We start from the raw sequence: 24,668 nt of genomic DNA on the forward strand, positions 1-24,668 counted from the left end.
AGCTTGGCCTTCGTTACGGGGCGGGCCGGTGACGGCGCTCTGGACGTCGGCCGACATCGCTGCGGCTACGAAGGGTGCCGCTTCCACCGACTTCGCCGTCACGGGTGTCGCGTTCGACAGTCGTGAGGTCGGGCCGGGCGACCTGTTCGTCGCGCTGACGGGCGAGGCGACGAACGGTCATCGCTTCCTTGATCAGGCGTTCGCGCAGGGTGCGTCGGGGGCGATCGTCAGCGAGGACTGCGGGTATCCGCATGTCCGCGTTGCGGACAGCTTCGCCGCGCTGGAAGACCTCGCCCGCGCCAGCCGCGCGCGGACGGACGCGAAGATCATCGGCGTTACCGGATCGGTCGGCAAGACCAGCGCGAAGGAGGCGCTGTATGCGTGCCTGAACCGCATTTGGCGGGGTCAGGCGCACCGGTCCGTGCTCAGCTACAACAATCACACCGGCGTGCCGCTCAGCCTGTCACGGATGCCCGCGACGACGCGCGCGGCGGTGCTGGAGATGGGCATGAACCATGCGGGCGAGCTGGCGCATCTGACCACGCTCGTCCGGCCGCATGTCGCGGTCGTCACCGCCATCGCGCCCGCACACACTGAATTCTTCCGCGACGAAAGTGCGATCGCGGATGCCAAGGGCGAGATCTTCGCCGGGCTGTCGAACGGCACGGCGATCGTGCCGTTCGACAGCCCGCACCGCGACCGCCTGATCGTGGCGGCGACGCCCTATGCGGCGCGGATCGTGACGTTCGGCAGCGACAAAGCTGCCGATGTCCGCGCGGTCGAGGCGATGCGGCTGCCGACCGGCGGCAGCTTCGTGACCGCGCGGATCGGTGAAAAGGAGTTGAGCTTCACCCTGTCGCAACCGGGCGCGCATTGGGTATCGAACGCGCTGGCGGTGCTGGCGGCGGTCGATGCGGTTGGTGGCGATCTGGGGCTGGCCGGACTGGCGCTGGCGGACCTTGGCGGACTGGCCGGCCGGGGCGCGCGGTTTACGGCGACGTTGCCGGGCGGTGGCGAGGCGCTGGTGATCGACGAGGCCTACAACGCCAACCCGGCATCGATGCGTGCGACGCTGGCGGTGCTGGGCGAGGAAGCCGGGCGGCACGTCGCGGTGCTGGGCGAGATGCGGGAGCTGGGCGATGCGTCGGCCGATTATCATGCCGGGCTTGCGGAGCCGATCCTGGCGGCGCGCGTCGAAGCGGCTGTTCTGGTCGGCGAAGCGATGCGGCCGCTCGCGGAAACGCTTGAGGGACAAATCGCTATCGTCCATTGCGCCGATGCGACCGCAGCGCTGGTCGCCGCACGCGCGACGATCGCGCCGGGCGACGCGGTGCTGGTCAAGGGATCGAACGGGGTGGGCCTCGCCCGCGTCATCGCGGGGCTGAAGGGCGCGTAATGTTGTACTGGATCGCGGAGCATCTGGGTTTCTCGGGGCTCCTCAACCTCATCCGCTACCAGTCGTTCCGGACCGGGGCGGCGGTGGCGACGGCATTGTTCATCGGCCTCATCATCGGGCCGCGCTTCATCGGCTGGCTGCGCGTGCGTCAGGGCAAGGGGCAACCGATCCGCGCCGACGGTCCGCAGACCCATCTCGCCAAGCGCGGTACGCCGACGATGGGCGGGCTGATGATCCTGACCAGCATGGCGCTGTCGATCCTGATCTGGATGGATCTGTCCAACCCGTTCGTCTGGGCATGCCTGTTCGTGACATTGGGGTTCGGCGCGATCGGGTTCCTCGACGATTACGACAAGGTGCGCAAGGCGACGACGGCGGGCGTGCCCGGCCGCGTCCGGCTGTTGCTGGAATTCGGGATCGCGGGCGTCGCGTCGTGGATCATCATGGGGCAGAACGGCACCGGGCTGTACCTGCCGTTCACGAACCGCATGTACATCGAATTGTGGTATTTCTACCCGCTGTTCGCCGCCTTTACGATCGTCGCGTTCGGCAATGCCGTGAACCTGACCGACGGGCTGGACGGGCTGGCGACGATGCCGGTCATCATCGCATCGGTCGCGTTCATGGTCATCGTGTATCTGGCGGGCAACGCCAAGTTCGCCGACTATCTGGGTATCCAGCACGTACCGCGGGCGGGCGAACTTGCGATCTTCTGCGGTGCGGTGGTCGGTGCGGGGCTCGCGTTCCTGTGGTTCAATGCCCCGCCGGCGGCGGTGTTCATGGGCGATACCGGGTCGCTGGCGCTGGGCGGCGCGCTGGGCACGATCGCGGTCGTCGCGCATCACGAACTGGTGCTGGGGATCATCGGCGGGCTGTTCGTCGTGGAGGCGATGAGCGTCATCATCCAGGTGTTCTTCTACAAGCGCACCGGCAAGCGCGTGTTCCGGATGGCGCCGATCCATCATCATTTCGAACAACTCGGCTGGAGCGAGCCGACGGTGGTGATCCGGTTCTGGATCATCGCGTTCGTGCTGGCGCTGGCCGGCCTGTCGACGTTGAAGCTGCGGTGATCGTCTCGCGCGCCTGGGCGGGGAAGCGGTACGCGGTGCTGGGGCTGGCGCGCTCCGGCTCGGCGACGGTGCGGGCGCTGCTGGCCGGTGGGGCCCGTGTGGTGGCGTGGGATGCGGATGACGCGCGTCGGGCGGCTCTGAAGCCCCTCCCCTKMAGGGGAGGGGCTTTCGCTTGCCCCGCTCGACGACCTGACGGGCTTCGATGCGGTCGTCGTGTCGCCGGGAGTGCCGCTGAACACGCATCCGCTCGCCGCGCAGGCGAAAGCGGCGGGGGTGCCGATCATCGGCGACATCGAGCTGTTCGCGCAGGCGCGCTCTGAACTGCCGGCGCACAAGGTCGTCGGGATCACCGGCACCAATGGCAAGTCCACGACGACGGCGCTGATCCACCACCTTTGCCACACGGCGGGCATCCCGAGCCTGATGGGCGGCAATATCGGCCTGCCGATCCTCGCGCAGGAGCCTTTGCCGGCGGGTGGCGTGTATGTGCTGGAGCTGTCGAGCTATCAGATCGACCTGACGCAGACCCTCGACTGCGACGTGGCGGTGCTGCTGAACGTGACACCCGATCACCTCGACCGGTATGACGGGTTCGATGCCTATGCCGCGTCGAAAGCGCGGTTGTTCGCGATGCAGTCGCCGGAGCATGGCGCGGTGATCGGGATCGGCGATGCGGCGTCGGCGCAGATTGCACGCGGGCTGTCGGCACGGGGTGAGCATCTGACCAAGATCGCGCCGGGCGTGTGCATGGACCAGCGGAACTGGCCGTCGTTGCAGGGGCCTCACAATGCGCAGAACGCGCTGGCGGCGATTGCCGTGGCCAGGGCGCTGGGGATATCCGAAGCCGATATCGATGGCGGGCTGGCGAGCTTTGCCGGACTGCCGCACCGGATGGATCTGGTCGCGACGCTGCACGGCGTCGCCTATGTCGACGACAGCAAGGCGACCAACCCGGAAAGCACCGCGCCGGCGCTGGGTGCGTTCGGAAGGGTGCACTGGATCGTTGGCGGTCGGCCCAAGGGCGACGATCTCGACGCCTGCGCACCCTATTTCGACCGGGTCGTCGCCGCCTATACGATCGGCGAGGCGGGACCACGGTTCGCGGAGGTGCTGAAGGGGCGAGTGCCCGTGGTGGAGCAGGCGGGTACGCTGGATGCCGCCGTGCGTCATGCTGCCGCCGCCGCGCAAGCAGGCGATACCGTGCTGCTGTCGCCGGCCTGCGCCAGTTTCGACCAGTTCAGCGATTTCGAGGCGCGGGGGCGGGCGTTCCGCGCGGCGGTGGGAGCCTTGGCATGACCGATATCCGGGCCAATCCGACCAAGGGAGCGCGCCTGATGGCGCAGGTGAAGAAGCGCGGCGGGCGTGGCGACCGGTCGCCGCTCGGCACGTGGTTCTGGGATATCGACCGGATGCTGCTGCTGCTGACGCTGCTGCTGATCGCGATCGGCCTGATCGCGGTGGCGGCGGCGAGCCCGGCATCGGCGGTGCGCTATTCGGGCGAGCACAAGAAGTTCGCGCCGCTCTATTATTTCTGGCGGCAGTTGATGTGGGTCGGGGTGTCGCTGCCGGTGCTGTTCGCCGTATCGATGCTGCCGGCGGTGCTGGCGCGGCGGCTGGCAGTGGCCGGAGCCGGCGTATTCGGCCTGCTGCTGGCGCTCGCGCCGCTGATCGGGGCGGCGCATAACGGTGCGCGGCGCTGGATCGGCGTCGGGATCGCCGAATTCCAGCCGTCCGAGTTCCTGAAGCCGATGTTCATCGTCACGGTCGCGTGGCTGTTGTCGCTAAAGGCGAAGGACGACGAGCTGCCGACCGTGCTGATGACCGGGGCGATGACCGCACTGGTCGCGTTCCTGCTGATGTTGCAGCCGGATTTCGGACAGACCGTGATCTTCTGCACGGTGTGGATGGCGCTGCTGATGATCGCGGGTACGCCGATGCGGTACCTCGCGGGACTCGTCGCGATGGTGCCGGTCGGGCTGGGCGCGGCATACATGTTCTACGGCACCGCACGCCAGCGGATCGACGCGTTCCTGTTCCCGAACGTGGAGGGCGAGGGTGCGGCCGACCATTTCCAGGTCGATGCGGCGCACCGCACGCTGACCGCGGGCGGCTGGACCGGCACGGGCCCCGGTGGCGGATCGGCGAAGTTCGGCCTGCCGGAGGCGCATACCGATTACATCTTTTCCGTGATCGGCGAGGAGTTCGGGCTGATCGCCTGCTCCGTCGTGGCGATCGTGTTCCTGGCGATCGTCGTGCGCGTGTTCGTCAAGCTGCTGGACGAACAGGATGAATTCAAGCTGCTTGCGGCATCCGGGCTGGCGGTGCAGTTCGGCGCGCAGGCGCTGGTCAGCATGGCGGTCAACACCGGCCTCGCTCCGTCGAAGGGCATGACCCTGCCGTTCATCAGTTACGGCGGGTCGTCGATGATCGCGCTGTCGATCGGCATGGGGTTGCTCCTGGCGTTCACCCGGCGCAATCCGTTCCTGACGCGGTCGCCTTACGTGGTCCGCTGGAGCGGGGAATGAACAAGCATTACGTGCTGGCAGCGGGCGGAACGGGTGGCCACATGGTCCCCGCCGCGGCGCTGGCGGCGGAATTGATGAAGCGCGGACACCGCGTGGCGCTGGTCAGCGATCAGCGCGGGGTGCGGTTCCCCGGGCTGTTCGACGGGGTGCAGACGCACGTGCTCCCGGCGGGGCGGTTTCAGGTGAAGCGGCCGCTGGGCTGGCCATCGGCGGCGCGCGAGATGTGGCGCGGGCGGGCGATGGCGCGCGAACTGTACCGCACGTTCACGCCCGCCGCGGTCATCGGCTTCGGCGGATATCCGGCGATGCCCGCGCTGCTGGCGGCGTTCGCGAGCGGCATCCCGACTGCGGTGCACGAGCAGAATGCGGTGCTGGGTCGCGTCAACCGGCTGGTCGCGCGCCGCGTCGATGCGATCGCCACGAGCTATGCGACGACCGAGCGATTGTCGGAGAAGCTGGCGGGCAAGGTCCACCTGGTCGGCAATCCGGTGCGCGAGGCGGTGCTGGCGCTCAGGGCGAAACCCTATCCGCTGCTGGAGGATGACGGCATCTTCCGCGTGCTGGTGACCGGCGGCAGTCAGGGGGCGAGCGTCCTGTCGAAGGTGGTGCCGGATGGCCTGTCGATGCTGCCGGCGGCGTTCCGGCGAAGGTTGCAGGTGACGCATCAGGCGCGGATCGAGGATATCGACGCGGCGCGCGTCAAATATGCCGAGCATCACATTCCGGCGGAGCTGGCGACGTACCTTCCCGATATGCCGGAGCAACTGGCGTGGGCGCATCTGGTCATCGGGCGCGCGGGCGCGTCGACAATCGCGGAACTGACGGCGGCGGGGCGGCCGGCGATCCTGGTGCCGCTGCCGTCCGCGACCGACGATCACCAGACCGCGAACGCGCGCGAGATGTCGCAGGCGGGCGGCGCGCGGACGATCGTGCAGTCGGATTTCAACGCGGTCGAACTGGCGAAGCAGATGCAGAAGCTGGGGCTGGACCCGGCGGGCATGGAGAATGCGGCGGGGCGCGCGAAGAGCGTCGGCCGGCCGAATGCGGTGAGCGATCTCGCCGATCTGGTCGAGAGTCTGGATGCGCCGGTATCGCGGCTGCCGGTCGGCAAGCCGCAGCGCAAGGAGGCGTTCGCGTGAAACGGATCGTACCATTCCTCCCCGGCACGGGGAGGGGGACCAGCGTAGCTGGTGGAGGGGCAGCCACAGGCGAGGCCGCTTGGGGCTGCCCCTCGGTCCCGCCTTTGGCGCGCCACCTCCCCGTAGCGGGGAGGATTTGATGCGGGGCGTCGCGACCGACATCGGCACGATCCACTTTGTCGGGATCGGCGGAATCGGCATGTCCGGCATCGCGGAGGTGATGAAGAACCTCGGCTATGCCGTGCAGGGCAGCGACGTGGCGGAGGGCTATGTCGTGCAGGGCCTGCGCGACAAGGGCATCCCGGTCGCGATCGGGCACGCCGCGGAGAATATCGGCGATGCGGCGGTGGTCGTCGTGTCGACCGCGATCGTGCGGTCGAACCCCGAGGTCGAGGCGGCGCTGGAGCGGCGCGTGCCGGTAGTGCGGCGGGCGGAGATGCTCGCCGAACTGATGCGCCTGAAATCGACCGTCGCGGTGGCGGGGACGCACGGCAAGACGACGACGACCAGCATGGTTGCGGCGTTGCTGGACGCGGGCGGTATCGACCCGACCGTCATCAACGGCGGCATCATCAACAGCTACGGATCGAACGCGCGGCTGGGCGCGAGCGACTGGATGGTCGTGGAGGCCGACGAGAGCGACGGCAGCTTCCTGCGGCTGGACGGGACGATCGCGGTCGTCACGAACATCGATCCGGAGCATCTGGACCATTATGGGTCGTTCGACGCGGTCAAGGACGCGTTCGTCGAGTTCGTTGAGAACGTGCCCTTCTATGGCGCGGCGCTGCTGTGTCTCGATCACCCGGAGGTGCAGAACATCCTGCCGCGCGTGCGCGACCGGCGCGTGGTGACGTACGGATTCTCCGCGCAGGCGGACGTGCGCGGAGTCAATGTCACGCCGGTCCCGGGCGGCAACCGGTTCGAGTGCATCGTCCGCGAGCGCGACGGCAAGACCCGCTCGATCGAGGGGATCGAGATGCCGATGCCGGGTCGTCACAATGTCCAGAATGCACTGGCCGCGATCGGCGTGGCGCTGGAGATGGGTATTCCCGATGCGGTGATCCAGCAGGGGTTCGCCGCCTTCGGTGGCGTCAAGCGGCGCTTCACCAAGGTGGGCGAGGTGCGCGGATCGACGATCATCGACGATTACGGCCATCATCCGGTCGAGATTCGCGCCGTGCTGGCGGCGGCGCGCGAGGGTGCGCAGGGACGGGTGATCGCGGTGGTGCAGCCGCATCGGTTCTCGCGACTGGGCAACCTGATGGAGGACTTCCAGACCGCGTTCAACGATGCCGACCGGGTGCTGGTGACGCCGGTCTATGCCGCCGGCGAGCAGCCGGTGCCGGGCGTCGATGCCGACGCGCTGGTCGAGGGGCTGAAGCGGCGCGGACATCGTCATGCCGCGACGGTGGCCGACGCCGATGCGCTGGCGGACGAACTCGCGGCGACGCTGCGGCCGGACGACATGGTCGTCTGCCTGGGCGCGGGCGACATCACCAAATGGGCGGCGGGACTGGCCGACGCGATAGAGGCCCGTAGCGGGGTGGCGGCATGAACGACTGGATCAAGGCGTCGCTCGACGCGCAGAAGCAGATGCTCGATGCGCAGCAGCGGGCGTTGAACATCGGCAAAACTGCGGTCGGCACCGGTGAAGCGCTGGCGCAGGCGCAGGAGGCGTCGAAGCGTGCGATCGAGGCCAATCTGGCGGCGTGGCAGGCGTGGACGCGATTGTGGGGCGTGGGGCCGTGGTGACGGCGGACGTCCTTCAGCCCGTGATGCCGGCGGTGCGTGGGCGCCTGACCCGCGACGCGGCGCTGGCGCCGTTGGTGTGGTTCAAGACCGGCGGCGCGGCGGCGTGGCTGTTCGAGCCGGCGGATGCCGACGACCTGTCGGATTTCCTTGCGGCGCTCGACCCGGCCGTGCCGGCGTGGCCGCTGGGGCTGGGATCGAACCTGATCGTGCGCGACGGCGGCATGCCCGGCGTGACGGTGCGGCTCGGCAAGCCGTTCGCGAAGGTCGAGCGGCTAGACGCGACGACGCTGCGCTGCGGTGGCGGGACGAGCGGTATCCTCGCGTCCTCGACCGCGCGCGATGCCGGGATCGGTGGGATCGAGTTCCTGCGGTCCATACCCGGCACGGTCGGTGGGTTCGTGCGGATGAACGGCGGTGCGTACGGGCGCGAAGTGTCGGACGTGCTGGTGGAGTGCGAGGTCGTGCTGCGGTCGGGCGAGCGGCGGACGCTGGCGGCGGCGGAGCTTGGCTACACCTATCGGCATAGCGACCTGCCCGAGGGTGCGGTGGTGGTCAGCGCGACGCTGCGCGGCCACCCGGCCGACTCCGCGGCGATCGGGGCGGAGATGGACCGGATCGCCGCCGAGCGGGAGGCGTCGCAGCCGCTGCGCTCGCGCACCGGCGGGTCGACGTTCAAGAACCCGGCGGGGCACAAGGCATGGGCGCTGATCGACGCGGCGGGCTGTCGCGGCCTGACGCGCGGCGATGCGCAGGTGTCCGAGAAGCATTGTAATTTCCTGCTCAACCTGGGTTCCGCGTCGAGCGCGGAGATCGAGGCGCTGGGCGAAGAGGTGCGAGATCGGGTGAAGGCGCAGTCCGGCGTGACGCTGGAATGGGAAATCCAGCGCGTGGGAGTGGCGGCGTGATCGATCTTCTTCAAATCCTCGCCGAAACGGGGAGGTGGCAGCCAAAGGCTGACGGAGGCGCAGCCACAGGCCGTCCCGTTTGGGGCTGCGCCTCCACCAGCTTCGCTGGTCCCCCTCCCCGTGCCGGGGAGGATCTAGGATGGTAATGCACATCGCAGTGCTCATGGGCGGCTGGTCCGCGGAGCGGCCGGTGTCGCTGCAATCGGGCGCCGGCGTGGCCGATGCGCTGGAATCGCGCGGGCACCGGGTGACGCGGATCGACATGGGTCGCGACGTCGCCGCGCGGCTGGCGGAGGCGAAGCCCGATCTGGTGTTCAACGCGCTCCACGGTTCGCCCGGGGAGGACGGGACGGTACAGGGCATGATGGACCTGATGGGGCTGCGCTATACGCATAGCGGCCTCGCCACGTCCGTCATCGCGATCGACAAGGTGCTGACGAAGCAGGCGCTGGTGCCGCATGGCGTGCCGATGCCCGGCGGGCGCATCGTCAGGTCGGCCGACCTGTATGACCGCGACCCGTTGCCACGCCCCTATGTCCTGAAGCCGGTCAATGAAGGATCGTCGGTCGGCGTCGCGATCGTCACCGCCGACGGGAATTACGGCGATCCGATCTCCCCGCACGCGACCGGTCCGTGGCAGGAGTTCGAGGAACTGCTTGCCGAGCCGTATATCCGGGGGCGCGAGCTGACGACGGCGGTGCTGGGCGACCGGGCGCTGGGCGTGACCGAGTTGAAGCCGAAGAACGGCTGGTACGACTTCGACGCGAAATACACCGATGGCCTGACCGAGCATGTCTGTCCGGCGCAGATCCCGGACGAGATCGCCGACGCGTGCAAGTCGCTGGCGCTGGAGGCGCATCGCCTGCTCGGGTGCAAGGGCGCGAGCCGCTCCGATTTCCGCTGGGACGACGAGCGCGGCGTGGACGGGCTGTTCCTGCTGGAGGTGAATACGCAACCGGGGATGACGCCGCTCAGTCTGGTGCCCGAACAGGGTCGTCACGTCGGCATGGACTATGCCGATCTGGTGCAGGCGATCGTCGACGAGGCGGTGAAGGACTGGTCCGTCCGGGACGGGCCGCAATGAGCCGCACGATCAAGCGTGGCGCGCCGCCGAAGCGGCCGGCCCCGCGCAAGCGCCAGCCGGTGAAGAAGACGCCGTTGTTCGCGCGGCTCGTCGAGAAGCTGCCGATCAGCGAGGCAACGCTGAAAAAGGCGGTGACGTGGACGATCACCGGTGCGGCCGGAATCGCCGCGGTCGCCGCCGCGACCTATATCGGCGTGCCCGGGATGGTCGGTGCGGCGCTGGCGGAGACGGCGGGGCAGGCGGGCTTCCGCGTCGAGCAGATCGAGATCACCGGCCTGAAGCGGATGGACCGGATGTCGGTCTATGCCGTCGCGCTCGATCAGCAGAGTCGGGCGATGCCGCTCGTCGATCTGGAATCGGTGCGGCAGAACCTGTTGCGATACGGCTGGATCGCGGACGCGCACGTGTCGCGGCGGCTGCCCGATACGCTGCTGGTCGATATCGTCGAGCGGACGCCGGCGGCGGTGTGGCAGGATCGCGGCGACCTGACGCTGATCGACAGGGACGGCGTGCTGCTGGAGCCGGTGCGGCCGGACGCGATCCCGGACCTGCCGCTGGTGATCGGTCCCGGCGCGGACCGGCAGATGACGGGATACCAAACGCTGCTCGCCGCCGCGCCCGCGCTGAAGCCGCGGATCAAGGCGGCGACATGGATCGGCAATCGCCGCTGGGACCTGACGTTCGAGAGCGGCGAAACGCTGGCGCTGCCGGAGGACGACGCCGGGCGGGCGTTGATCCGCTTCGCGGAACTGGACGGGGCTCGGCCGCTGCTCGGGCGGGGCTGGTTGCGGTTCGATATGCGCGATCCGGCGAAGTTGGTTGCGCGAAAGCCCGGTTTGAATCAGAATCATGCTTTGGCGGAACCCGCGGTTCAGGGCGGGCCCGAACCGGCCATTACGGACGGCGCGGAGACGCAGGCAATCACCGCGGGGGCGGTCGAGGGGTAATATGGCGAAGGCAGCACCGGACGGTCTCATCACCGCACTCGATATCGGCTCGTCCAAGGTCTCGGCGATGATCGCCAGGAAGGGCGACGGCGGCGAACTGATCGTGCTCGGCACCGGTCAGCGCGAGAGCCGCGGCGTCAAGCGCGGCTATATCGCCGACATGGCCGCGACCGAGGTCGCGGTGCGCGAGGCGGTGGAGCAGGCGGAGCGGATCGCCGGCCTGAACATCGAGAATGTCTGGATCGGCTTTTCCGCGGGCGGTCTCGTCAGCGACGTCGCCGAAGTCGAGTTCGAATTGGGCGGGCACCGCGTGGAGCAGGGCGATATCGACGCACTGCTGGCGGCGGGTCGTCAGTCGATCGATCCGCAGGGCCGCATGGTGCTGCATGCGCAGCCCGCCCTCTACACGCTCGACGGGCTGACCGGCGTGAAGAAGCCGCTGGGGCTGCATGCCGATCGGCTGGGCGTGCATATCCACGTTGTCGCGGCGGATGGCTCGCCGGTGCGCAATCTCGACCTGTGCGTGCGGTCCGCGCATCTGGAGGTGAAGTCGATCATCGCGTCGCCGGTCGCGACCGGGCTAGCGTGCCTGTCCGAAGAAGAGCGCGAACTGGGCGTCGCGCTGGTCGAGATGGGCGCGGGGATCACCAACGTCTCGCTGTTCGCGGGCGGGATGCTGGTCGGATTGTGTTCGATCCCGATGGGCGCGGCGGACATCACCGACGACATCGCCAGCGCGTTCGGCACCCGCCGCGCGCAGGCGGAGCGGATGAAGTGCTTCCACGGCAGCGCCAACGCCAGCCCGCGCGACAATCACGACATGATCCCGATCGTACCGATCGCCGCCGAGGACGGGATGGGCGACGGCGCGGAGGGGACGCAGATCACCAAGGCGCAGTTGATCGGTGTGATCCGGCAGCGGCTGGAACATCAGATGGCGGAGGTCCGCAAGGCCCTGGCGCAATTGAAGTTCGAGGGGCCGGTCGGGCGTCAGGTCGTGCTGACCGGCGGCGGCGCGGAGCTGAAGGGCATCGCTGATTATGCGCAGCAGGCGCTGGGCCGCTCCGTTCGGCTCGGCCGGCCGCGGGGGCTGACCGGACTGCCGGAGGCGCATGGCGGGCCGGCGTTCGCGACGCTAGCGGGGCTGGCTTTCTATGCCGCGACCGATCCGATCGACCTGCGCAGCGTCGCGCCGGGCGGGCAGATGGTGCATCGGCCGGCAGGCATGAACATCTTCCGGAAACTCATCCAGGCGGCGCGCGCGAATTATTGAACCGACAATGGTTTTGCGGCGCTTTTAAGGTGGCGGCGCGCGAGCGGGTGGGTAAAAGGGTTAATTCAGGGGTCTGGCCAGGGTTTTGGGCCGGGGACGCGGAGAGTATTGGCGATGAGCATCGAATTCCTGGCACCGGAAGTGGACGAACTGACGCCGCGCATCGCGGTGATCGGCGTCGGCGGCGCGGGCGGCAACGCGATCGCGAACATGATGCGCGCCGACGTGCAGGGTGTCGACTTCCTCGTCGCCAACACCGACGCGCAGGCGCTGAAGCAATCGACCGCCCCGAACCGCGTGCAGCTCGGCACGAAGATCACGCAGGGGCTGGGCGCGGGCGCGCGGCCGGAGATCGGTCGTGCGGCCGCCGAGGAGACGATCGACACGCTCGCCAAGCAGCTCGAGGGTTGCCACATGGTGTTCATCGCCGCCGGTATGGGTGGCGGCACCGGCACCGGCGCGGCCCCCGTCATCGCCAAGGCGGCCCGCGATATGGGCATCCTGACCGTCGGCGTCGTGACCAAGCCGTTCGCGTTCGAGGGCAGCCGCCGCTCCAAGGCCGCCGATGGCGGGATCGAGGAATTGCAGAAGTACGTCGATACGCTGATCGTCATCCCCAACCAGAACCTGTTCCTGATCGCCAACGCGAACACCACCTTCAAGGAGGCGTTCAGCATGGCGGACGAGGTGCTGCAGCAGGGCGTGCGCGGCATCACCGACCTGATGGTCATGCCCGGCCTCATCAACCTCGACTTCGCCGACGTCCGTTCGGTGATGCAGGAGATGGGCAAGGCGATGATGGGCACCGGCGAGGCGGCCGGCGACAATCGCGCGCTGGAAGCGGCGCAGAAGGCGATCGCCAACCCGCTGCTCGACGGCGTGTCGATGCAGGGCGCGAAGGGCGTCATCATCTCGATCACCGGCGGCGACGACATGCGCCTGCTGGAAGTCGACGAGGCCGCGAACCACATCCGCGATCTGGTCGATCCCGACGCCAACATCATCTGGGGATCGGCGTTCAACCCCGATCTGGAAGGCCGCATCCGCGTGTCCGTCGTCGCGACGGGCATCGAGGCGGAGGCTCGTCCCGCCTCGGCCGCGGCATCCGCGCCGGAGCCGACGCGTTCGTTCAGCTTCGGCATGACGCGCAAGCCCGACGAGACGCCGTCGTTCCGCCCGACCTCGTCCGAGCCGGCTGTCGCTGCGTCGACGCCGGCCGCGCCCAGGGCGGAGGAGCCGATGGAACTGTCGACGCTCGCCCCTGCCGGGCAGGACGGAACCGCCGACGACGAACTGGTGCTGGGCGCCGACACGATGGTGACGCCGCCGCCAGTACCGACGCCTGCTCCCACGCCGGTTCAGGCCCCGGCGGCGGCTGTGCCTCGTTCTGCCGCCGCGCCCAAGCCTGCCGCGCCGACCCCGGCAGCGGACGAAGGTGGCCAGCGTCGCCAGTGGCTCGCCCCCGGCAACGAGGCCGCACCGGCCCCCGCCGCCGCCGCACCGCGCGTGAAGCTCGGCGGCACCTTGTTCGAGCGCATGTCCAACGCCGCGCGCGGCGCGGCGCGGGACGATGACAAGGGCGGCACCGCCGCCGAGCCGGAGTCGCTCGACATCCCCCGGTTCCTGCATCGGCAGAACAACCAGTAAGCGTGGCGCGGCAGGATCGGGTCGATCCTGCCGCCGGCAACGATCGGCATGGCCGTCGAACGCCGGTGATTCTGCGAGCGTTCGACGGGCCATGGATACAGGCGGAGGCCACTCGCCGCCCGCCTCGCCCGACTCGGCGCGTGGCGGCGGATCAGACATTGCCGGTTCACCCGCACTCGGGTTCAGGGTAATTCCATATCATGGCCCGTACATTCCGACCCCTGTTCCTCGCCGGGGCGCTCGCCGCCGCGAGCGTCGCCGCCATCGCCTCCGGTCAGGCGGTGGTCCAGTCTCTTGCGCCCGGCGACGCCGATCTGCTCGCGACGCAGATGCGTGCGCTGGCGGCGAACCCCAGGGACTTGAACGCGCTGGCGACCGCTGGCGAACTTTCGATCAAGCTGGGCGACCTGAGCGGGGCGGCGGCCCTGTTCGCGCGGGCGGACCGGATCGACCCGCGCAACGGCCGCGTGAAGGCGGGCATGGGATCGATCCTCGTCCGCTCCGAGCGGCCGGGCGAGGCGCTGCGATTCTTCCAGCAGGCGGAGACGAGCGGCTGGACCGCCGGCCGCTTCGCCGCCGATCGTGGCCTTGCCTATGATCTGATCGGCGAGCAGCGGCGGGCGCAGGCGGATTACCGCGTCGCGCTGGCGACCGCGTCCGACGACGAGACGATCCGTCGCTACGCCCTGTCGCTGGGCATCGCCGGCAAGCAGACGGAGGCGCTGGCACAGCTCGATCCGCTGGTCCGCAAGCAGGATCGGGCGGCGTGGCGCGCGCGGGCGTTCGTGCTGGCGATGGGCGGCGATACGGCCGGCGCGGAGAAGATCGCGACCACGATGATGCCGGCGGGCGTGGCGCAGGGGCTGGGATTGTTCTTCCAGCGACTGCCCACCTTGCCGGCGGCCGACCGTGCGTTCGCGGTGCATTTCGGAGAGATCGCGGCCACGCCGGAACGGATCGCCGACGCGCGCCTGACGCCGGCGCTCGCCGCGCTGCCGCCCGAGCAGGTCGCATCGGCGCCGGTGCAGGTCGCGGCGGTGACGCCGCAGGTGCAGCCGGATCGCCGGTCCGTTCGCCGCACCCGGCCGGGTCGTCAGACGCTGTCGACGACCGCCGCGCCGGTCGTGCTGGCGGCGAACACGACGGTTGCCCGCCCCGGGTTCGGTGCGCAGCCGGGCATCGCCCCGGCAACGGCTTCCGCCACGAGCATGCGGGAAACCGATGTGCGCGTCGCCGCCACCCCGTCGCGACCGGCGACGCCGGCCGTGACGGTTCAGCCGGTCCAGTCCGTCGTCGCCCAGCCGGTCGTCCGCCCCGCGCCGGCGCAGGTCGCGCAGGTCGCACCGCAGCCGGTCCAGACCGCCGCCGCCCCGCCCCCGTCGACGGAACCCGTCGCGCCGGTGCAGACCGCCGCCGCGACCCGGCGCGCGGACTCCGTGCTCGCGCGGATCGTCGCCAGCCTGTCGATCCCGGCAGCCGAACTCGGCGTGGTCGAGCCGATCGTCGCCACGACCGCGCCGCCGCGCCCGGTCGTTCCCGTCGAGGTCGCCAGCGCGCCGCGATCGACCGACGGTCGCCGCGTCGTCGCGGAGGCCGCCGCCAAGGAAGCGCGCGACACCGCGGTGCGGCGCACGGTCGCCGCCAAGCTGACGGGTGATGCGGATGCCGACGACGCGAAGCCGCTGACGCCTGCGCAGAAGCGCGCCGCCGATCGTCAGGCGGCCGCTGACAAGCGCGCCGAGGAACGGGCACTGGCGAAGATGACGCCGGCACAGCGCCGCGCCGCGGCGCGCAAGGCAGCGACCGACGCGGCGACGACGGACGACGTGGCGGAGGTCAAGTTGACGCCGGCGCAGAAGCGCGCCGCCGATCGTCAGGCGGTGGCCGACAAACGCGCCGAGGAACGGGCGCTGGCGAAGATGACCCCGGCGCAACGTCGCGCCGCCGCGCGCAAGGCGGCGGCGGAGAGCGCCGAGGAACCGGTCGAAATCGCCGATGCGAAGCTGACGCCGGCGCAGCGCCGTGCCGCGGCACGCAAGGCAGCGGCGGAAGAGGCGGAGAAGCCGCTGACCCCGGCCGAGAAACGCGCCGCGGCGCGCAAGGTGCTGGCCGACAAGAAGGCGGACGCCGAGAAGAAGGACCTCGCCGACAAGGCGGCGGCGGACAAGAAGGCGGTGCGGTCCAATCCGTCGCGTATCTGGGTGCAGGTCGCGGGCGGCGCGAATCAGGGCGACCTGGCGAAGGCGTGGAGCGGCGTGAAGGCGAAGTCGCCGGCGCTGGCTGCGCGGGCGGGCTATTCGACGCCGCTGCGCGCCACCAACCGCGTGCTGACGGGCCCGTTCAAGACCGATGCGGAGGCGCGCGCGTTCGTCAACCAGCTCGCCAAACAGGGCGTGTCCGCCTTCCCCTTCACCAGCGACGCCGGTCAGACCGTGACGAAGCTCGGTGGCAAATGAGCGTGCATGCTCCCTGGGCGTCGAACCCGGGGAGCAGCCTGGGTCGCCTTCACGAAGAACATAGCGGGACCACGCGCGGGCCGCGCGACGCGTTCCAGCGCGATCGGGACCGGGTGATCCACTCGATCAGCTTTCGCCGGCTGCGGCACAAGACGCAGGTGTTCATGGCGCCGGACGGCGACCATTTCCGCGTGCGCCTGACGCACAGTATCGAGGTCGCGCAGATCGGCCGCACCGTGGCGCGCACGCTGGGCCTGAACGAGGACCTGACGGAGGCGCTGTGTCTGGCGCACGACATCGGCCATCCGCCGTTCGGTCATGCCGGTGAGGATGCGCTGAAGGCGGCGACGCATGAGGCGGGCGGCTTCGACCATAACGGCCATACGCTGCGCGTGCTGACCGAGATCGAGCGGCCCTATCCCTTGTGGAACGGGCTGAACCTGACGTGGGAGACGCTGGAGGGGCTGGCGAAGCATAACGGGCCGGTGCGCCATCCCGGCTGGGCTTTGGCGGCGGCGGATGCGGCGTTCCCGCTCGATCTGGCGAGCCACGCATCGCTGGAGGCGCAGGTCGCGGCGATCGCGGACGATATCGCGTACGACAATCACGATATCGACGACGGGCTGCGCGCGGGCCTGCTGACGCTCGACCAGTTGATGGCGGTGCCGCTGGTGGCGCGCGGCTGGGCGGCGGTGACGGCGCGCTATCCGGGCGTGTCGCAGACCCGGCTGGCGCGCGAGCTGGTGCGGAGCCAGATCGGGACGATGGTGACCGACCTGATCGCCGAGACGCGCGCGCGGATCGCCGCCAGCGGTGTTGGATCGGTGGACGACGTGCGCGCCGCGGGGATTGCGCTGGTCGGGTTCTCCCCCGCGATGCGCGAGGAGGAGCGCGACCTGAAGCGCTTCATGTACGCCAATCTCTATCATCACCCCCGTCAGCTGGAGGCGGCATCGGCGGCGCATCATGTCGTCAGCGGGCTGATCGCGACGTATCGCGCCGACGGCGACCTGCTGCCGCCGGGATGGCGGGAGGATCTGCCGGATACGGAGCCGGCGCGGAGCCGGCACATCGCCGATTTCATCGCGGGCATGACGGACCGGTATGCGATCACCCGCTACCGCGAACTGATCGGGCCCATCGACCTGCCCGAAGGATTCTGAAGCAGGGACGGCGCGGCAGGCTATGCCGCGCCGCCCCCGTCAGCTTATCCGGCCAACCTAGAGCGTGTGTGCCGAGACGCCGCCGGCCGCGCCCCTGGCATCGCGCACGGAAAAGGCGACCGGCGTCTCGCCCGAGCGGCCCGTCACGCGACCGTCGCGAACCTGCAGGCGGAACGTCTCGCCGCCGGGTAGGCGACGACCCTTCAGCACGGTGGACTTGCCGAGTGCGGAGGTCGTGTAGGTATAGGTGTGGCCGTCATGGACGAACGTCCGCTGTGCGGCGTCGCCGGGGCCCTGGGCCATGCCGATGGTGCTGGTGAGAGCGGCGGCGAGGGCGGTGAGAATAGTGGTCTTGCGCATGATCGTGGACTCCGCACGGGAATGACGTTGCGCCGGATCAGGTCCTCTCCACTTTCGACACCGATCATATTGCGGTGCAGCATGCCCGCAACTGCAAAGCGGAACGCCCGGGATTGCGCTTGGCGCAATCGCGTTTGAGCCTTCGCGGCTTTGCGGTTACACGCCGACGCTTTCGCGAAACGGATCGACATGACGCTCTACACCCGGTTCGCCGCGCATATCGACGCGGCGCTCGACGCCCTGACCGCAAACGGCACGCTGTCGGGCGGGCTCGACCGCCGCAACGTGACGGTCGAGCCGCCGCGCGACGCCACGCATGGCGATCTGGCGACCAACGCCGCAATGGTCCTCGCCAAGCCGGCGGGCGTGAAGCCGCGTGCGCTGGCGGAGGCGCTGGCGGCCGAGCTTGAGACGCTGCCCGAGGTGTCGCGGGTCGATGTCGCCGGCCCGGGATTCATCAACATGGTGCTGACCGATGACAGCTGGCGCGAGGAACTGGCCGCGATCCACGCGGCTGGCGACGATTACGGCCGCTCGACCGGCGGGCAGGGCACGACCGTCAACATCGAATACGTCTCCGCCAACCCGACCGGGCCGATGCACATGGGCCATTGCCGGGGCGCGGTGGTCGGCGACGCGCTCGCCAGCCTGCTGGAGTTTGCGGGATCGACGGTGATCCGCGAATATTACGTCAACGACGCCGGCGGTCAGGTCGACGTGCTCGCCCGCTCCGTCCACCTCCGCTACCGCGAGGCGCTGGGCGAGGACGTGACGATCCCGGAGGGGCTGTACCCCGGCGACTATCTGGTCCCGGTCGGACAGTCGCTCGCCGCCGAGTTCGGCGACCGGTATCGCGATGCGCCGGAAGCGGAGTGGCTGGAGCCGTTCCGCACCCGCGCCGTGGCGGCGATGCTGGTCCTCATCAAGGACGATCTGGCGCTGCTCGGCATCCATCACGACCTGTTCTCGTCGGAGGCGGAGCTTCAGGCGGCGGGGAAGCCGGAGGCGGCGGAGGCGGACCTGCGCGCCCGCGACCTCGTCTATGACGGCGTGCTGGAAGCGCCGAAGGGCGAGACGCCGGACGACTGGGAGCCGGTGGTGCTGCCGCTGTTCCGCTCGACCGCGTTCGGGGACGACCAGGACCGGCCGATCCGCAAGTCGAACGGGCAATGGACGTATTTCGGTGCCGACCTCGCCTACCATTATCAGAAGGCGCAATCGGCGGATCAGTTGATCGACATCTGGGGCGCGGATCATGCCGGCACGGTCAAGCGCATCGTCGCCGCGGTCGCCGCGCTGACCGGCGGCAAGACGCGGTTCGACGTCAAGCTGATCCAGATGGTGCGGCTGCTGCGTGGTGGCGAGCCGGTGAAGATGTCCAAGCGCGCCGGCAACTTCGTGACGCTGGCGGACGTGGTGCGCGAGGTCGGCAAGGACGTCGTCCGCTTCACGATGCTGACGCGGCGGGCCGACGCGCAGATGGATTTCGACTTCGCCAAGGTCGTGGAGGCGTCGAAGGACAATCCGGTCTTCTACGTCCAGTACGCCCATGCCCGCATCGCATCGGTCCATCGTCGCGCGGCGGAGGCGGGAATCGAGGGTGGCGAAGCCGATCTGTCCCGTCTTGATACGGATGAATTGGCGCTGGTGAAGCTGGCGGCGCAGTTCCCCCGTACGATCGAGACGGCGGCGGCGACGCGGGAGCCGCACCGGATCGCCTTTTACCTCTATGACTTGGCGGCGGCATTTCACGCTGCGTGGAACGTCGGCAACGATCGGCCGGATCGCCGTTTCCTGATCGCCGACGATGCCGGGGCGACTCGCGCCCGGCTTTTCCTCGCCGCGGGAATCGGGCAGATCGTGCGCAATGGTCTGCGCGTCATGGGCGTCGAGGCCGTGACGGAGATGAATTGATGGCCGACGATCTCGACATCCGCGACGAGGATCGCCTTCCCTGGCTGGAAACGGTGGAGCCGGACGAGCCCGAGGGATCGGGCGTCGGCCAGGTCATCGCGCTCGCGCTGGCGGGACTGATCGTGGTGGCCGCGATCGGCTTCGGCATCTGGCATCTGACGGCCAGTCGCACCACCGGCGAGGGGCAACTGATCGCCGCGCAGGAGGGCGACTACAAGGTCCGTCCCACCGAACCCGGCGGCCTGAAGGTCGAGGGTGAGGGCGACAGCGCGATCGCGACCAGCGCGGGCAAGGCTCAGGGTACCGGCGCGATCGACCTGAAGGCGGTGCCCGAAGCGCCCGTGGCCAGCCAGCCGGCGGCGGCGGCGAAGCCCACGCCAAAGCCGAGCGCGACGCCGGGCCGGAGCACGGTCGCCAAAGTGCCGACGCAGGCGACGGGACCGTTGAAGGCCGCGGCCCCGCTGACCGGCTCGCGCCCGGCGGCACAAAGCTCGGCCGGTGGCGGTTCGCTCGTTCAGCTCGGCGCGTTTCCGTCGGAAGCGGCGGCGAACTCGGCGTGGGACCGCTTCGCCAAGCGGTTCGCCTATGTGGCCGCGCTCGGCAAATCGGTGCAGCCGGTCGCGACGGGCGGCAAGACGCTGTACCGCCTGCGCGTCAATGCGGGCAGCGCCAATCAGGCCGCGGATATCTGCGGCCGGTTGCGCGTCGCGGGGGAAAGCTGCTTCATCGCGAGTTGAGGGTTCGTCGCGCCGGAGGTCGGGTGTCGCGCTTTCGTCGAGACTAGCCCCGATCTCGCCGACGCCCTAGACCAGCCGGCATGAAGCCCGTCATCTTCGGCCTGTCCGGCCCGGTCCTGACCTCCGACGAACGCGCGTTCTTCGCGGCGGTCGAGCCCGCCGGCTACATCCTGTTCAAGCGGAACATCGTCGATCGCGCGCAACTGCGCGCGCTGACGGATGCGCTGCGCGATCTGGCGGGTCGCGACGATCTGGCGATCCTGATCGATCAGGAGGGCGGGCGCGTCGCGCGGATGCAGCCGCCGGAATGGCCCGGCTTTCCCGCCGGACCGGCGTTCGACGCGCTGTACGAGATCGCGCCGATGTCCGCGATCCAGGCGATGCGCGCCAACGGCGAGGCGCTGGGCCTGATGCTCGCGGAGGTCGGCATCACCGTCGACTGCGCGCCCCTGCTCGACGTGGCGCAACCCGATACGACCGAGGCGATCGCCTGCCGCGCCTATGGCCGGGAGCCGCTGCGCGTCGCGGCGCTGGGGCGGGCCATGCTGGAGGGGCTGGCGGCGGCGGGCATCGTCGGGGTCGTGAAGCACATGCCCGGCCACGGTCGCGCGCTGGTCGATTCGCACCACCTTCTGCCGACCGTCACCGCCTCCGACGCGGAACTGGAGGTCGATCTGGCCCCGTTCCGCACATTGGCCGGCGCGCCGATGGGCATGACCGGCCATATCGTGTTCGAGGCGTGGGATGCGGAGCGGCCCGCGACGCTGTCGCCGACGATCATCACCGACATCATCCGTGGCCGGATCGGCTTCGACGGGCTGTTGATGACCGATGACATCGACATGAAGGCGCTGTCGGGCACCGCCGGGCAGAAAGCGGCGGGCGCGATCGCCGCCGGGTGCGACCTCGTCCTCGATTGCTGGGCGCGGATGGACGAGATGGTCGAGATCGCCGGCCTGCTGGACGAGATCGCGCCGGCGTCGCGGGAGCGACTGGACAGGGCGATGGCGAGCGTGCGGCCGGGGACGGGCGACATGGCCGCGCTGATCGCAAAGCGGGATGCGCTGCTGGCGTTGGTGTGACGTATTCGGCGGCTTCCCGTGGCAACGCCGCCGCCTTCTGATATTCCGCCGCGGTGGATGACGATGCGCTGACGGTGGAACTGGAGGGGTGGGAAGGGCCGCTCGACCTGCTGCTCGCGCTCGCACGGTCGCAGAAAGTGGATTTGCGTGCGATCTCCATCCTGTCGCTGGTCGAGCAGTATCTCGCCTTTATCGAGGACCAGGCGGAGCGACTGGAACTGGCTGCCGATTATCTCGTGATGGCGGCGTGGCTGGCGTATCTGAAGTCCGCGCTGCTGCTGCCCCGCGAGCCGGAGCAGGACCCCGATCCGGACGAACTCGCCCTGCGCCTGCAACTCCGGCTGGAGCGGCTGGATGCGATGCGGGAGGCCGGCGCGCGGCTGATGGCGCGCGACCGGCTGGGTCGCGACGTGTTCCGGCGCGGCGCGGCGGGGGAGGGGCTGACGACGGTGCGCCGTACCGGGTGGCAGGTGGAGATATTCGACCTGATCGCCGCCTATGGCCGCGTCAGCGCGCGGACGCGGCCGGCGCTGCATGTCGTGGCCTCGCGCGAGGTGATGACGCTGGATGCCGCGCTGGCGCGGGTGGCGGCGATGCTGGCGACGCGGATCGACTGGACCGCGATCGAACGCTTCGTACCCCCGTCGTCGACCGGCCGGCTGCGGCGGTCGGCGCTGGCGTCCAGCTTCCTCGCGGCGCTGGAACTGGCGCGGCAGGGGCGGGTGGAGCTGGATCAGCGCGCGCCGTTCGCGCCGTTGATGCTCCGGCGACCGCGGTCATGACGCCGCCCGACGATCTGGTGCGCGCGGTGGAGGCGGTGCTGTTCGCCTCCGCCGAGTCGCTGACCCTCGATGCGCTGGCGGCGCATGTCGGGGCGGACCCGCGCGCCGCGCTGGGCGTGCTGGCGAAGGATTATGCCGGTCGCGGCGTCGAACTCGTCCGGCGGGGCGAGCGGTGGCATTTCCAGACCGCCGCCGATCTCGCCCCGCTGCTCCGCCGCACGCGGGAGGAGACGCGGCGGCTGTCGCGCGCGGCGGTCGAGACGCTGGCGATCATCGCCTATCACGAACCCGTCAGCCGCGCCGAGATCGAGGCGGTCCGCGGCGTGCAGATCGCTAAGGGCACGCTGGACGTGCTGATGGAGGCAGGCTGGATTCGCCCCGCGGGGCGGCGCGAGGTGCCCGGGCGGCCGCTGACCTATGCGACCACGCCGGGCTTCCTCGCGCATTTCGGACTGGCCAGCCGCCGCGATCTGCCGGGCCTCGACGACCTGCGTGCGGCGGGTCTGCTGGACCCCGTCGACACCGTGTTCGATGGCGCGACGGAGCGGCTGGAAAAGGCCGGCGACTCCGACTAGATGGGACTTCATCTTCAGGAGTAAGCATCATGGGCAGCTTCAGCCCGATTCACCTGCTCGTCCTTGCCGTCGTCGCCATCCTGCTCCTCGGCGGTGGCCGCTTCTCCAGCCTGATGGGCGATGTCGCCAAGGGCGTGAAGAACTTCAAGAAGGGCATGGCCGAGCAGGACGAGGACGACAAGCCGGCCAAGCGCATCGAATCGCAGAAGCAGGCGGAGCCGGCGTTCGATCGCGACGGCAACGCCACCCGCGACACGCTGCGCGACGACCGTTGATCCGTTCCGCTCGCTAGGTCGCGGCACCGCATGTTCGATATCGCGCCGACCGAGCTGATGCTGGTCGCCTTCGTGGCGCTGGTCGTGATCGGTCCCAAGGATCTGCCCAAGGCCCTGCGTGTGCTGGGCTATTGGGTCGGGAAGGCGCGCGGCGTCGCGCGCCAGTTCCGCTCCGGCTTCGACTCCATGGTCCGCGAGGCGGAACTGGAGGAGATGGAGAAGAAGTGGGCGGCGGAAAACGAGCGCATCATGCGCGAGCATCCCGTCACGCCGACCGAGTCCGAAACTCCGCCTGACACGCTCGACACGCCGCACGACGCGACGACCGGGCCGGTGATGGTCGAGAAGCCGCACGTGGTGCCGGCCGAAGACCCTGACCCGCCGCGTTCCGAAGGAGCCGCATCGTGAGCGACGCGACGAGCGAGATCGACGAGAGCCGCGCGCCGCTGCTCGATCATCTGATCGAGCTGCGTCGTCGGCTGCTCTATTGCATCGCGGCGGTGCTGGTGACGTTCGGCGTCAGCTATTATTTCGCGGAAGGGATTTTCGGCTTTCTGGTGCAGCCGCTGCTGTCGGCGGGCCAGAAGACCGTGATCTACACAGAGATCTTCGAGGCGTTCTTCGTCAAGGTGAAGGTCGCGTTTTTCGCGGCGATGATGATGTCGTTTCCGGTCATCGCCAACCAGTTGTGGCAGTTCGTCGCGCCCGGGCTGTATCGCAAGGAAAAGCGTGCGCTGTTGCCGTTCCTCCTGGCGACGCCGGTGCTGTTCATCGGGGGCGCGGCGATGGCCTATTACATCGCGATCCCGATGGCGCTGCACTTCCTGTTGAGCTTCCAGGGGAATATCGGTGGCGTGAACCAGGAAGCGTTGCCGGCGATCGGCAATTACCTGTCGTTCGTGATGCAGTTCCTGTTCGGCTTCGGCATCGCGTTCCTGCTGCCGGTGCTGCTGATGCTGCTGGAGCGGGCGGGGATCGTGACGCGACTGCAACTCGTGTCCGCCCGCCGCTACGCGATCGTCGGTGCCTTCGCGATCGCCGCGGTGCTGACGCCCCCGGACGTCGGATCGCAGCTGCTGCTCGCGATCCCGTTGTGCATTCTCTACGAGATGGCGCTGATCGGCATCTGGTTTACGGAGCGCCGCCGCGCCCGTGAGGCGGAAGCGGTCACCGAATAGGCGCACACGAAAACGGGCCGCGCGACGCGTGTCGCGCGGCCCGCCTTCAAGCGTATCGCTTACTTGGCGTCGCTCGCCGTCTTGGCGACCGTGTCGCCGGCCGAACCGACGTCCTTGCCCATGCCTTCGACCGTGTTGCATGCCGAGACGAGCAGGCTGCCGGCGATCAAAGCCAGACCGACCAATTTACGCATGATGTACCTCCCAAAGGGCTTGAATGCCGTTGGGGCAATGCGTCGCGGCGGATATCGTTCCACCATCGCAAGGATATGGACAGAGCAAAACAGATCGCAGCGGAAAAGTTAAAGGCCCGAAAACGTCACCGGGGGGGGGGAGGGTGAGCGCCTTCGGGCCTATGTCGTGGATCGCGAGAGCGGGGGGGCATAAGGTCGCGATCCGAATATCATA

The 24,668-nt window shown here is 69.3% G+C and carries 23 protein-coding genes and 1 pseudogene; 22 read left to right on the forward strand and 2 right to left on the reverse strand.

All coding sequences use genetic code 11. The features are described from left to right. The first annotated feature begins 28 nt into the window (after positions 1–28). The 14 genes and pseudogenes from ASG07_RS03035 to ASG07_RS03100 all read left to right on the forward strand — a co-directional run bounded on the left by ASG07_RS03035 (position 29) and on the right by ASG07_RS03100 (position 17,357). Positions 29–1,396 (forward strand): UDP-N-acetylmuramoyl-tripeptide--D-alanyl-D-alanine ligase, encoded by a 1,368-nt coding sequence (locus ASG07_RS03035; RefSeq protein ID WP_055841942.1) that lies wholly within the window; start codon positions 29–31, stop codon positions 1,394–1,396. Next, positions 1,396–2,466, forward strand: a complete 1,071-nt coding sequence (gene mraY, locus ASG07_RS03040) for a phospho-N-acetylmuramoyl-pentapeptide-transferase (RefSeq protein WP_055841945.1) — start codon at positions 1,396–1,398, stop codon at positions 2,464–2,466. The genes ASG07_RS03035 and mraY overlap by 1 nt, the downstream gene beginning before the upstream one ends. Further along, positions 2,463–3,762 (forward strand): annotated as a pseudogene (gene murD / locus ASG07_RS03045) (UDP-N-acetylmuramoyl-L-alanine--D-glutamate ligase). Before mraY ends, murD begins: the two are co-directional and overlap by 4 nt. Further along, positions 3,759–4,991 carry a peptidoglycan glycosyltransferase FtsW gene (locus ASG07_RS03050; RefSeq protein ID WP_055841950.1) on the forward strand — a complete coding sequence of 411 codons (1,233 nt, stop codon included), beginning with the start codon at positions 3,759–3,761 and terminating at the stop codon, positions 4,989–4,991. The pseudogene murD and the gene ASG07_RS03050 overlap by 4 nt, the downstream one beginning before the upstream one ends. Further along, positions 4,988–6,130, forward strand: a complete 1,143-nt coding sequence (murG, locus tag ASG07_RS03055) for an undecaprenyldiphospho-muramoylpentapeptide beta-N-acetylglucosaminyltransferase (protein ID WP_055841953.1) — start codon at positions 4,988–4,990, stop codon at positions 6,128–6,130. The genes ASG07_RS03050 and murG overlap by 4 nt, the downstream gene beginning before the upstream one ends. A gap of 139 nt (positions 6,131–6,269) precedes the next feature. Continuing rightward, positions 6,270–7,685, forward strand: a complete 1,416-nt coding sequence (murC, locus tag ASG07_RS03060; RefSeq protein WP_201780940.1) for a UDP-N-acetylmuramate--L-alanine ligase — start codon at positions 6,270–6,272, stop codon at positions 7,683–7,685. Further along, positions 7,682–7,882 (forward strand): hypothetical protein, encoded by a 201-nt coding sequence (locus ASG07_RS03065; protein ID WP_055841959.1) that lies wholly within the window; start codon positions 7,682–7,684, stop codon positions 7,880–7,882. Before murC ends, ASG07_RS03065 begins: the two co-directional genes overlap by 4 nt. Positions 7,883–7,905: 23 nt before the next feature. After that, positions 7,906–8,787: a UDP-N-acetylmuramate dehydrogenase gene (gene murB / locus ASG07_RS03070; RefSeq protein WP_055842949.1), complete on the forward strand. Its 882-nt coding sequence runs from the start codon at positions 7,906–7,908 to the stop codon at positions 8,785–8,787. Positions 8,788–8,932: 145 nt separating this feature from the next. Then, entirely contained in the window at positions 8,933–9,871 is a 939-nt protein-coding gene (locus tag ASG07_RS03075; protein ID WP_055841964.1) for a D-alanine--D-alanine ligase, read from the forward strand. Next, positions 9,868–10,818, forward strand: coding sequence for a cell division protein FtsQ/DivIB (locus ASG07_RS03080; RefSeq protein WP_055841967.1), 951 nt, complete (start codon positions 9,868–9,870; stop codon positions 10,816–10,818). The genes ASG07_RS03075 and ASG07_RS03080 overlap by 4 nt, the downstream gene beginning before the upstream one ends. Position 10,819: 1 nt before the next feature. Continuing rightward, positions 10,820–12,091, forward strand: a complete 1,272-nt coding sequence (ftsA, locus tag ASG07_RS03085) for a cell division protein FtsA (RefSeq protein WP_055841970.1) — start codon at positions 10,820–10,822, stop codon at positions 12,089–12,091. 114 nt (positions 12,092–12,205) lie between these two features. Further along, a complete protein-coding gene (gene ftsZ, locus ASG07_RS03090; protein ID WP_055841973.1) occupies positions 12,206–13,738 on the forward strand; it encodes a cell division protein FtsZ in 1,533 nt (510 codons plus the stop codon). A gap of 200 nt (positions 13,739–13,938) precedes the next feature. Further along, on the forward strand, positions 13,939–16,194 hold the full coding sequence (locus tag ASG07_RS03095) for an SPOR domain-containing protein (RefSeq protein ID WP_055841976.1): 2,256 nt from the start codon (positions 13,939–13,941) through the stop codon (positions 16,192–16,194). After that, complete coding sequence (locus ASG07_RS03100) at positions 16,191–17,357, forward strand: deoxyguanosinetriphosphate triphosphohydrolase (protein ID WP_055841980.1); 1,167 nt, start codon at positions 16,191–16,193, stop codon at positions 17,355–17,357. Before ASG07_RS03095 ends, ASG07_RS03100 begins: the two co-directional genes overlap by 4 nt. Positions 17,358–17,414: 57 nt before the next feature. On the opposite strand, the gene ASG07_RS03105 is transcribed toward ASG07_RS03100, so the two are convergent. Then, entirely contained in the window at positions 17,415–17,717 is a 303-nt protein-coding gene (locus tag ASG07_RS03105; RefSeq protein WP_055841983.1) for a hypothetical protein, read from the reverse strand. 189 nt (positions 17,718–17,906) lie between these two features. Between ASG07_RS03105 and argS the strand changes: the two genes are divergently transcribed. The 8 genes from argS to tatC all read left to right on the forward strand — a co-directional run bounded on the left by argS (position 17,907) and on the right by tatC (position 24,260). Continuing rightward, positions 17,907–19,631, forward strand: a complete 1,725-nt coding sequence (gene argS / locus ASG07_RS03110) for an arginine--tRNA ligase (protein ID WP_055841985.1) — start codon at positions 17,907–17,909, stop codon at positions 19,629–19,631. Then, complete coding sequence (locus ASG07_RS03115) at positions 19,631–20,368, forward strand: SPOR domain-containing protein (protein WP_055841989.1); 738 nt, start codon at positions 19,631–19,633, stop codon at positions 20,366–20,368. The genes argS and ASG07_RS03115 overlap by 1 nt, the downstream gene beginning before the upstream one ends. A gap of 80 nt (positions 20,369–20,448) precedes the next feature. Further along, on the forward strand, positions 20,449–21,450 hold the full coding sequence (locus tag ASG07_RS03120) for a glycoside hydrolase family 3 N-terminal domain-containing protein (protein WP_055841991.1): 1,002 nt from the start codon (positions 20,449–20,451) through the stop codon (positions 21,448–21,450). Positions 21,451–21,503: 53 nt separating this feature from the next. Continuing rightward, positions 21,504–22,232 (forward strand): segregation and condensation protein A, encoded by a 729-nt coding sequence (locus tag ASG07_RS03125; protein WP_055841994.1) that lies wholly within the window; start codon positions 21,504–21,506, stop codon positions 22,230–22,232. Next, positions 22,229–22,807, forward strand: coding sequence for an SMC-Scp complex subunit ScpB (scpB, locus tag ASG07_RS03130; RefSeq protein WP_055841997.1), 579 nt, complete (start codon positions 22,229–22,231; stop codon positions 22,805–22,807). Before ASG07_RS03125 ends, scpB begins: the two co-directional genes overlap by 4 nt. A gap of 29 nt (positions 22,808–22,836) precedes the next feature. Next, complete coding sequence (locus ASG07_RS03135) at positions 22,837–23,082, forward strand: Sec-independent protein translocase subunit TatA (RefSeq protein ID WP_055842000.1); 246 nt, start codon at positions 22,837–22,839, stop codon at positions 23,080–23,082. Positions 23,083–23,112: 30 nt separating this feature from the next. Beyond that, positions 23,113–23,490, forward strand: coding sequence for a Sec-independent protein translocase protein TatB (gene tatB / locus ASG07_RS03140; RefSeq protein WP_055842003.1), 378 nt, complete (start codon positions 23,113–23,115; stop codon positions 23,488–23,490). Then, positions 23,487–24,260, forward strand: coding sequence for a twin-arginine translocase subunit TatC (gene tatC, locus ASG07_RS03145; RefSeq protein WP_055842005.1), 774 nt, complete (start codon positions 23,487–23,489; stop codon positions 24,258–24,260). The genes tatB and tatC overlap by 4 nt, the downstream gene beginning before the upstream one ends. A gap of 59 nt (positions 24,261–24,319) precedes the next feature. Here the strand turns inward: tatC and ASG07_RS03150 are convergent, their stop codons facing one another. After that, positions 24,320–24,454: an entericidin A/B family lipoprotein gene (locus ASG07_RS03150; protein ID WP_055842009.1), complete on the reverse strand. Its 135-nt coding sequence runs from the start codon at positions 24,452–24,454 to the stop codon at positions 24,320–24,322. Positions 24,455–24,668 lie beyond the last annotated feature (214 nt).

Origin of the sequence: Sphingomonas sp. Leaf343, from assembly GCF_001423765.1 — a bacterium.
In the GTDB taxonomy this organism is placed as follows: domain Bacteria; phylum Pseudomonadota; class Alphaproteobacteria; order Sphingomonadales; family Sphingomonadaceae; genus Sphingomonas.

Coding starts and splice junctions, on each gene's coding strand:
- mraY (WP_055841945.1), top strand. CDS start 1,396: ATGTTGTACTGGATCGCGGAGCATCTGGGTTTCTCGGGGCTCCTCAAC.
- ASG07_RS03050 (WP_055841950.1), top strand. CDS start 3,759: ATGACCGATATCCGGGCCAATCCGACCAAGGGAGCGCGCCTGATGGCG.
- murG (WP_055841953.1), top strand. CDS start 4,988: ATGAACAAGCATTACGTGCTGGCAGCGGGCGGAACGGGTGGCCACATG.
- murC (WP_201780940.1), top strand. CDS start 6,270: ATGCGGGGCGTCGCGACCGACATCGGCACGATCCACTTTGTCGGGATC.
- ASG07_RS03065 (WP_055841959.1), top strand. CDS start 7,682: ATGAACGACTGGATCAAGGCGTCGCTCGACGCGCAGAAGCAGATGCTC.
- murB (WP_055842949.1), top strand. CDS start 7,906: ATGCCGGCGGTGCGTGGGCGCCTGACCCGCGACGCGGCGCTGGCGCCG.
- ASG07_RS03075 (WP_055841964.1), top strand. CDS start 8,933: ATGCACATCGCAGTGCTCATGGGCGGCTGGTCCGCGGAGCGGCCGGTG.
- ASG07_RS03080 (WP_055841967.1), top strand. CDS start 9,868: ATGAGCCGCACGATCAAGCGTGGCGCGCCGCCGAAGCGGCCGGCCCCG.
- ftsA (WP_055841970.1), top strand. CDS start 10,820: ATGGCGAAGGCAGCACCGGACGGTCTCATCACCGCACTCGATATCGGC.
- ftsZ (WP_055841973.1), top strand. CDS start 12,206: ATGAGCATCGAATTCCTGGCACCGGAAGTGGACGAACTGACGCCGCGC.
- ASG07_RS03095 (WP_055841976.1), top strand. CDS start 13,939: ATGGCCCGTACATTCCGACCCCTGTTCCTCGCCGGGGCGCTCGCCGCC.
- ASG07_RS03100 (WP_055841980.1), top strand. CDS start 16,191: ATGAGCGTGCATGCTCCCTGGGCGTCGAACCCGGGGAGCAGCCTGGGT.
- ASG07_RS03105 (WP_055841983.1), bottom strand. CDS start 17,717: ATGCGCAAGACCACTATTCTCACCGCCCTCGCCGCCGCTCTCACCAGC.
- argS (WP_055841985.1), top strand. CDS start 17,907: ATGACGCTCTACACCCGGTTCGCCGCGCATATCGACGCGGCGCTCGAC.
- ASG07_RS03115 (WP_055841989.1), top strand. CDS start 19,631: ATGGCCGACGATCTCGACATCCGCGACGAGGATCGCCTTCCCTGGCTG.
- ASG07_RS03120 (WP_055841991.1), top strand. CDS start 20,449: ATGAAGCCCGTCATCTTCGGCCTGTCCGGCCCGGTCCTGACCTCCGAC.
- scpB (WP_055841997.1), top strand. CDS start 22,229: ATGACGCCGCCCGACGATCTGGTGCGCGCGGTGGAGGCGGTGCTGTTC.
- ASG07_RS03135 (WP_055842000.1), top strand. CDS start 22,837: ATGGGCAGCTTCAGCCCGATTCACCTGCTCGTCCTTGCCGTCGTCGCC.
- tatB (WP_055842003.1), top strand. CDS start 23,113: ATGTTCGATATCGCGCCGACCGAGCTGATGCTGGTCGCCTTCGTGGCG.
- ASG07_RS03150 (WP_055842009.1), bottom strand. CDS start 24,454: ATGCGTAAATTGGTCGGTCTGGCTTTGATCGCCGGCAGCCTGCTCGTC.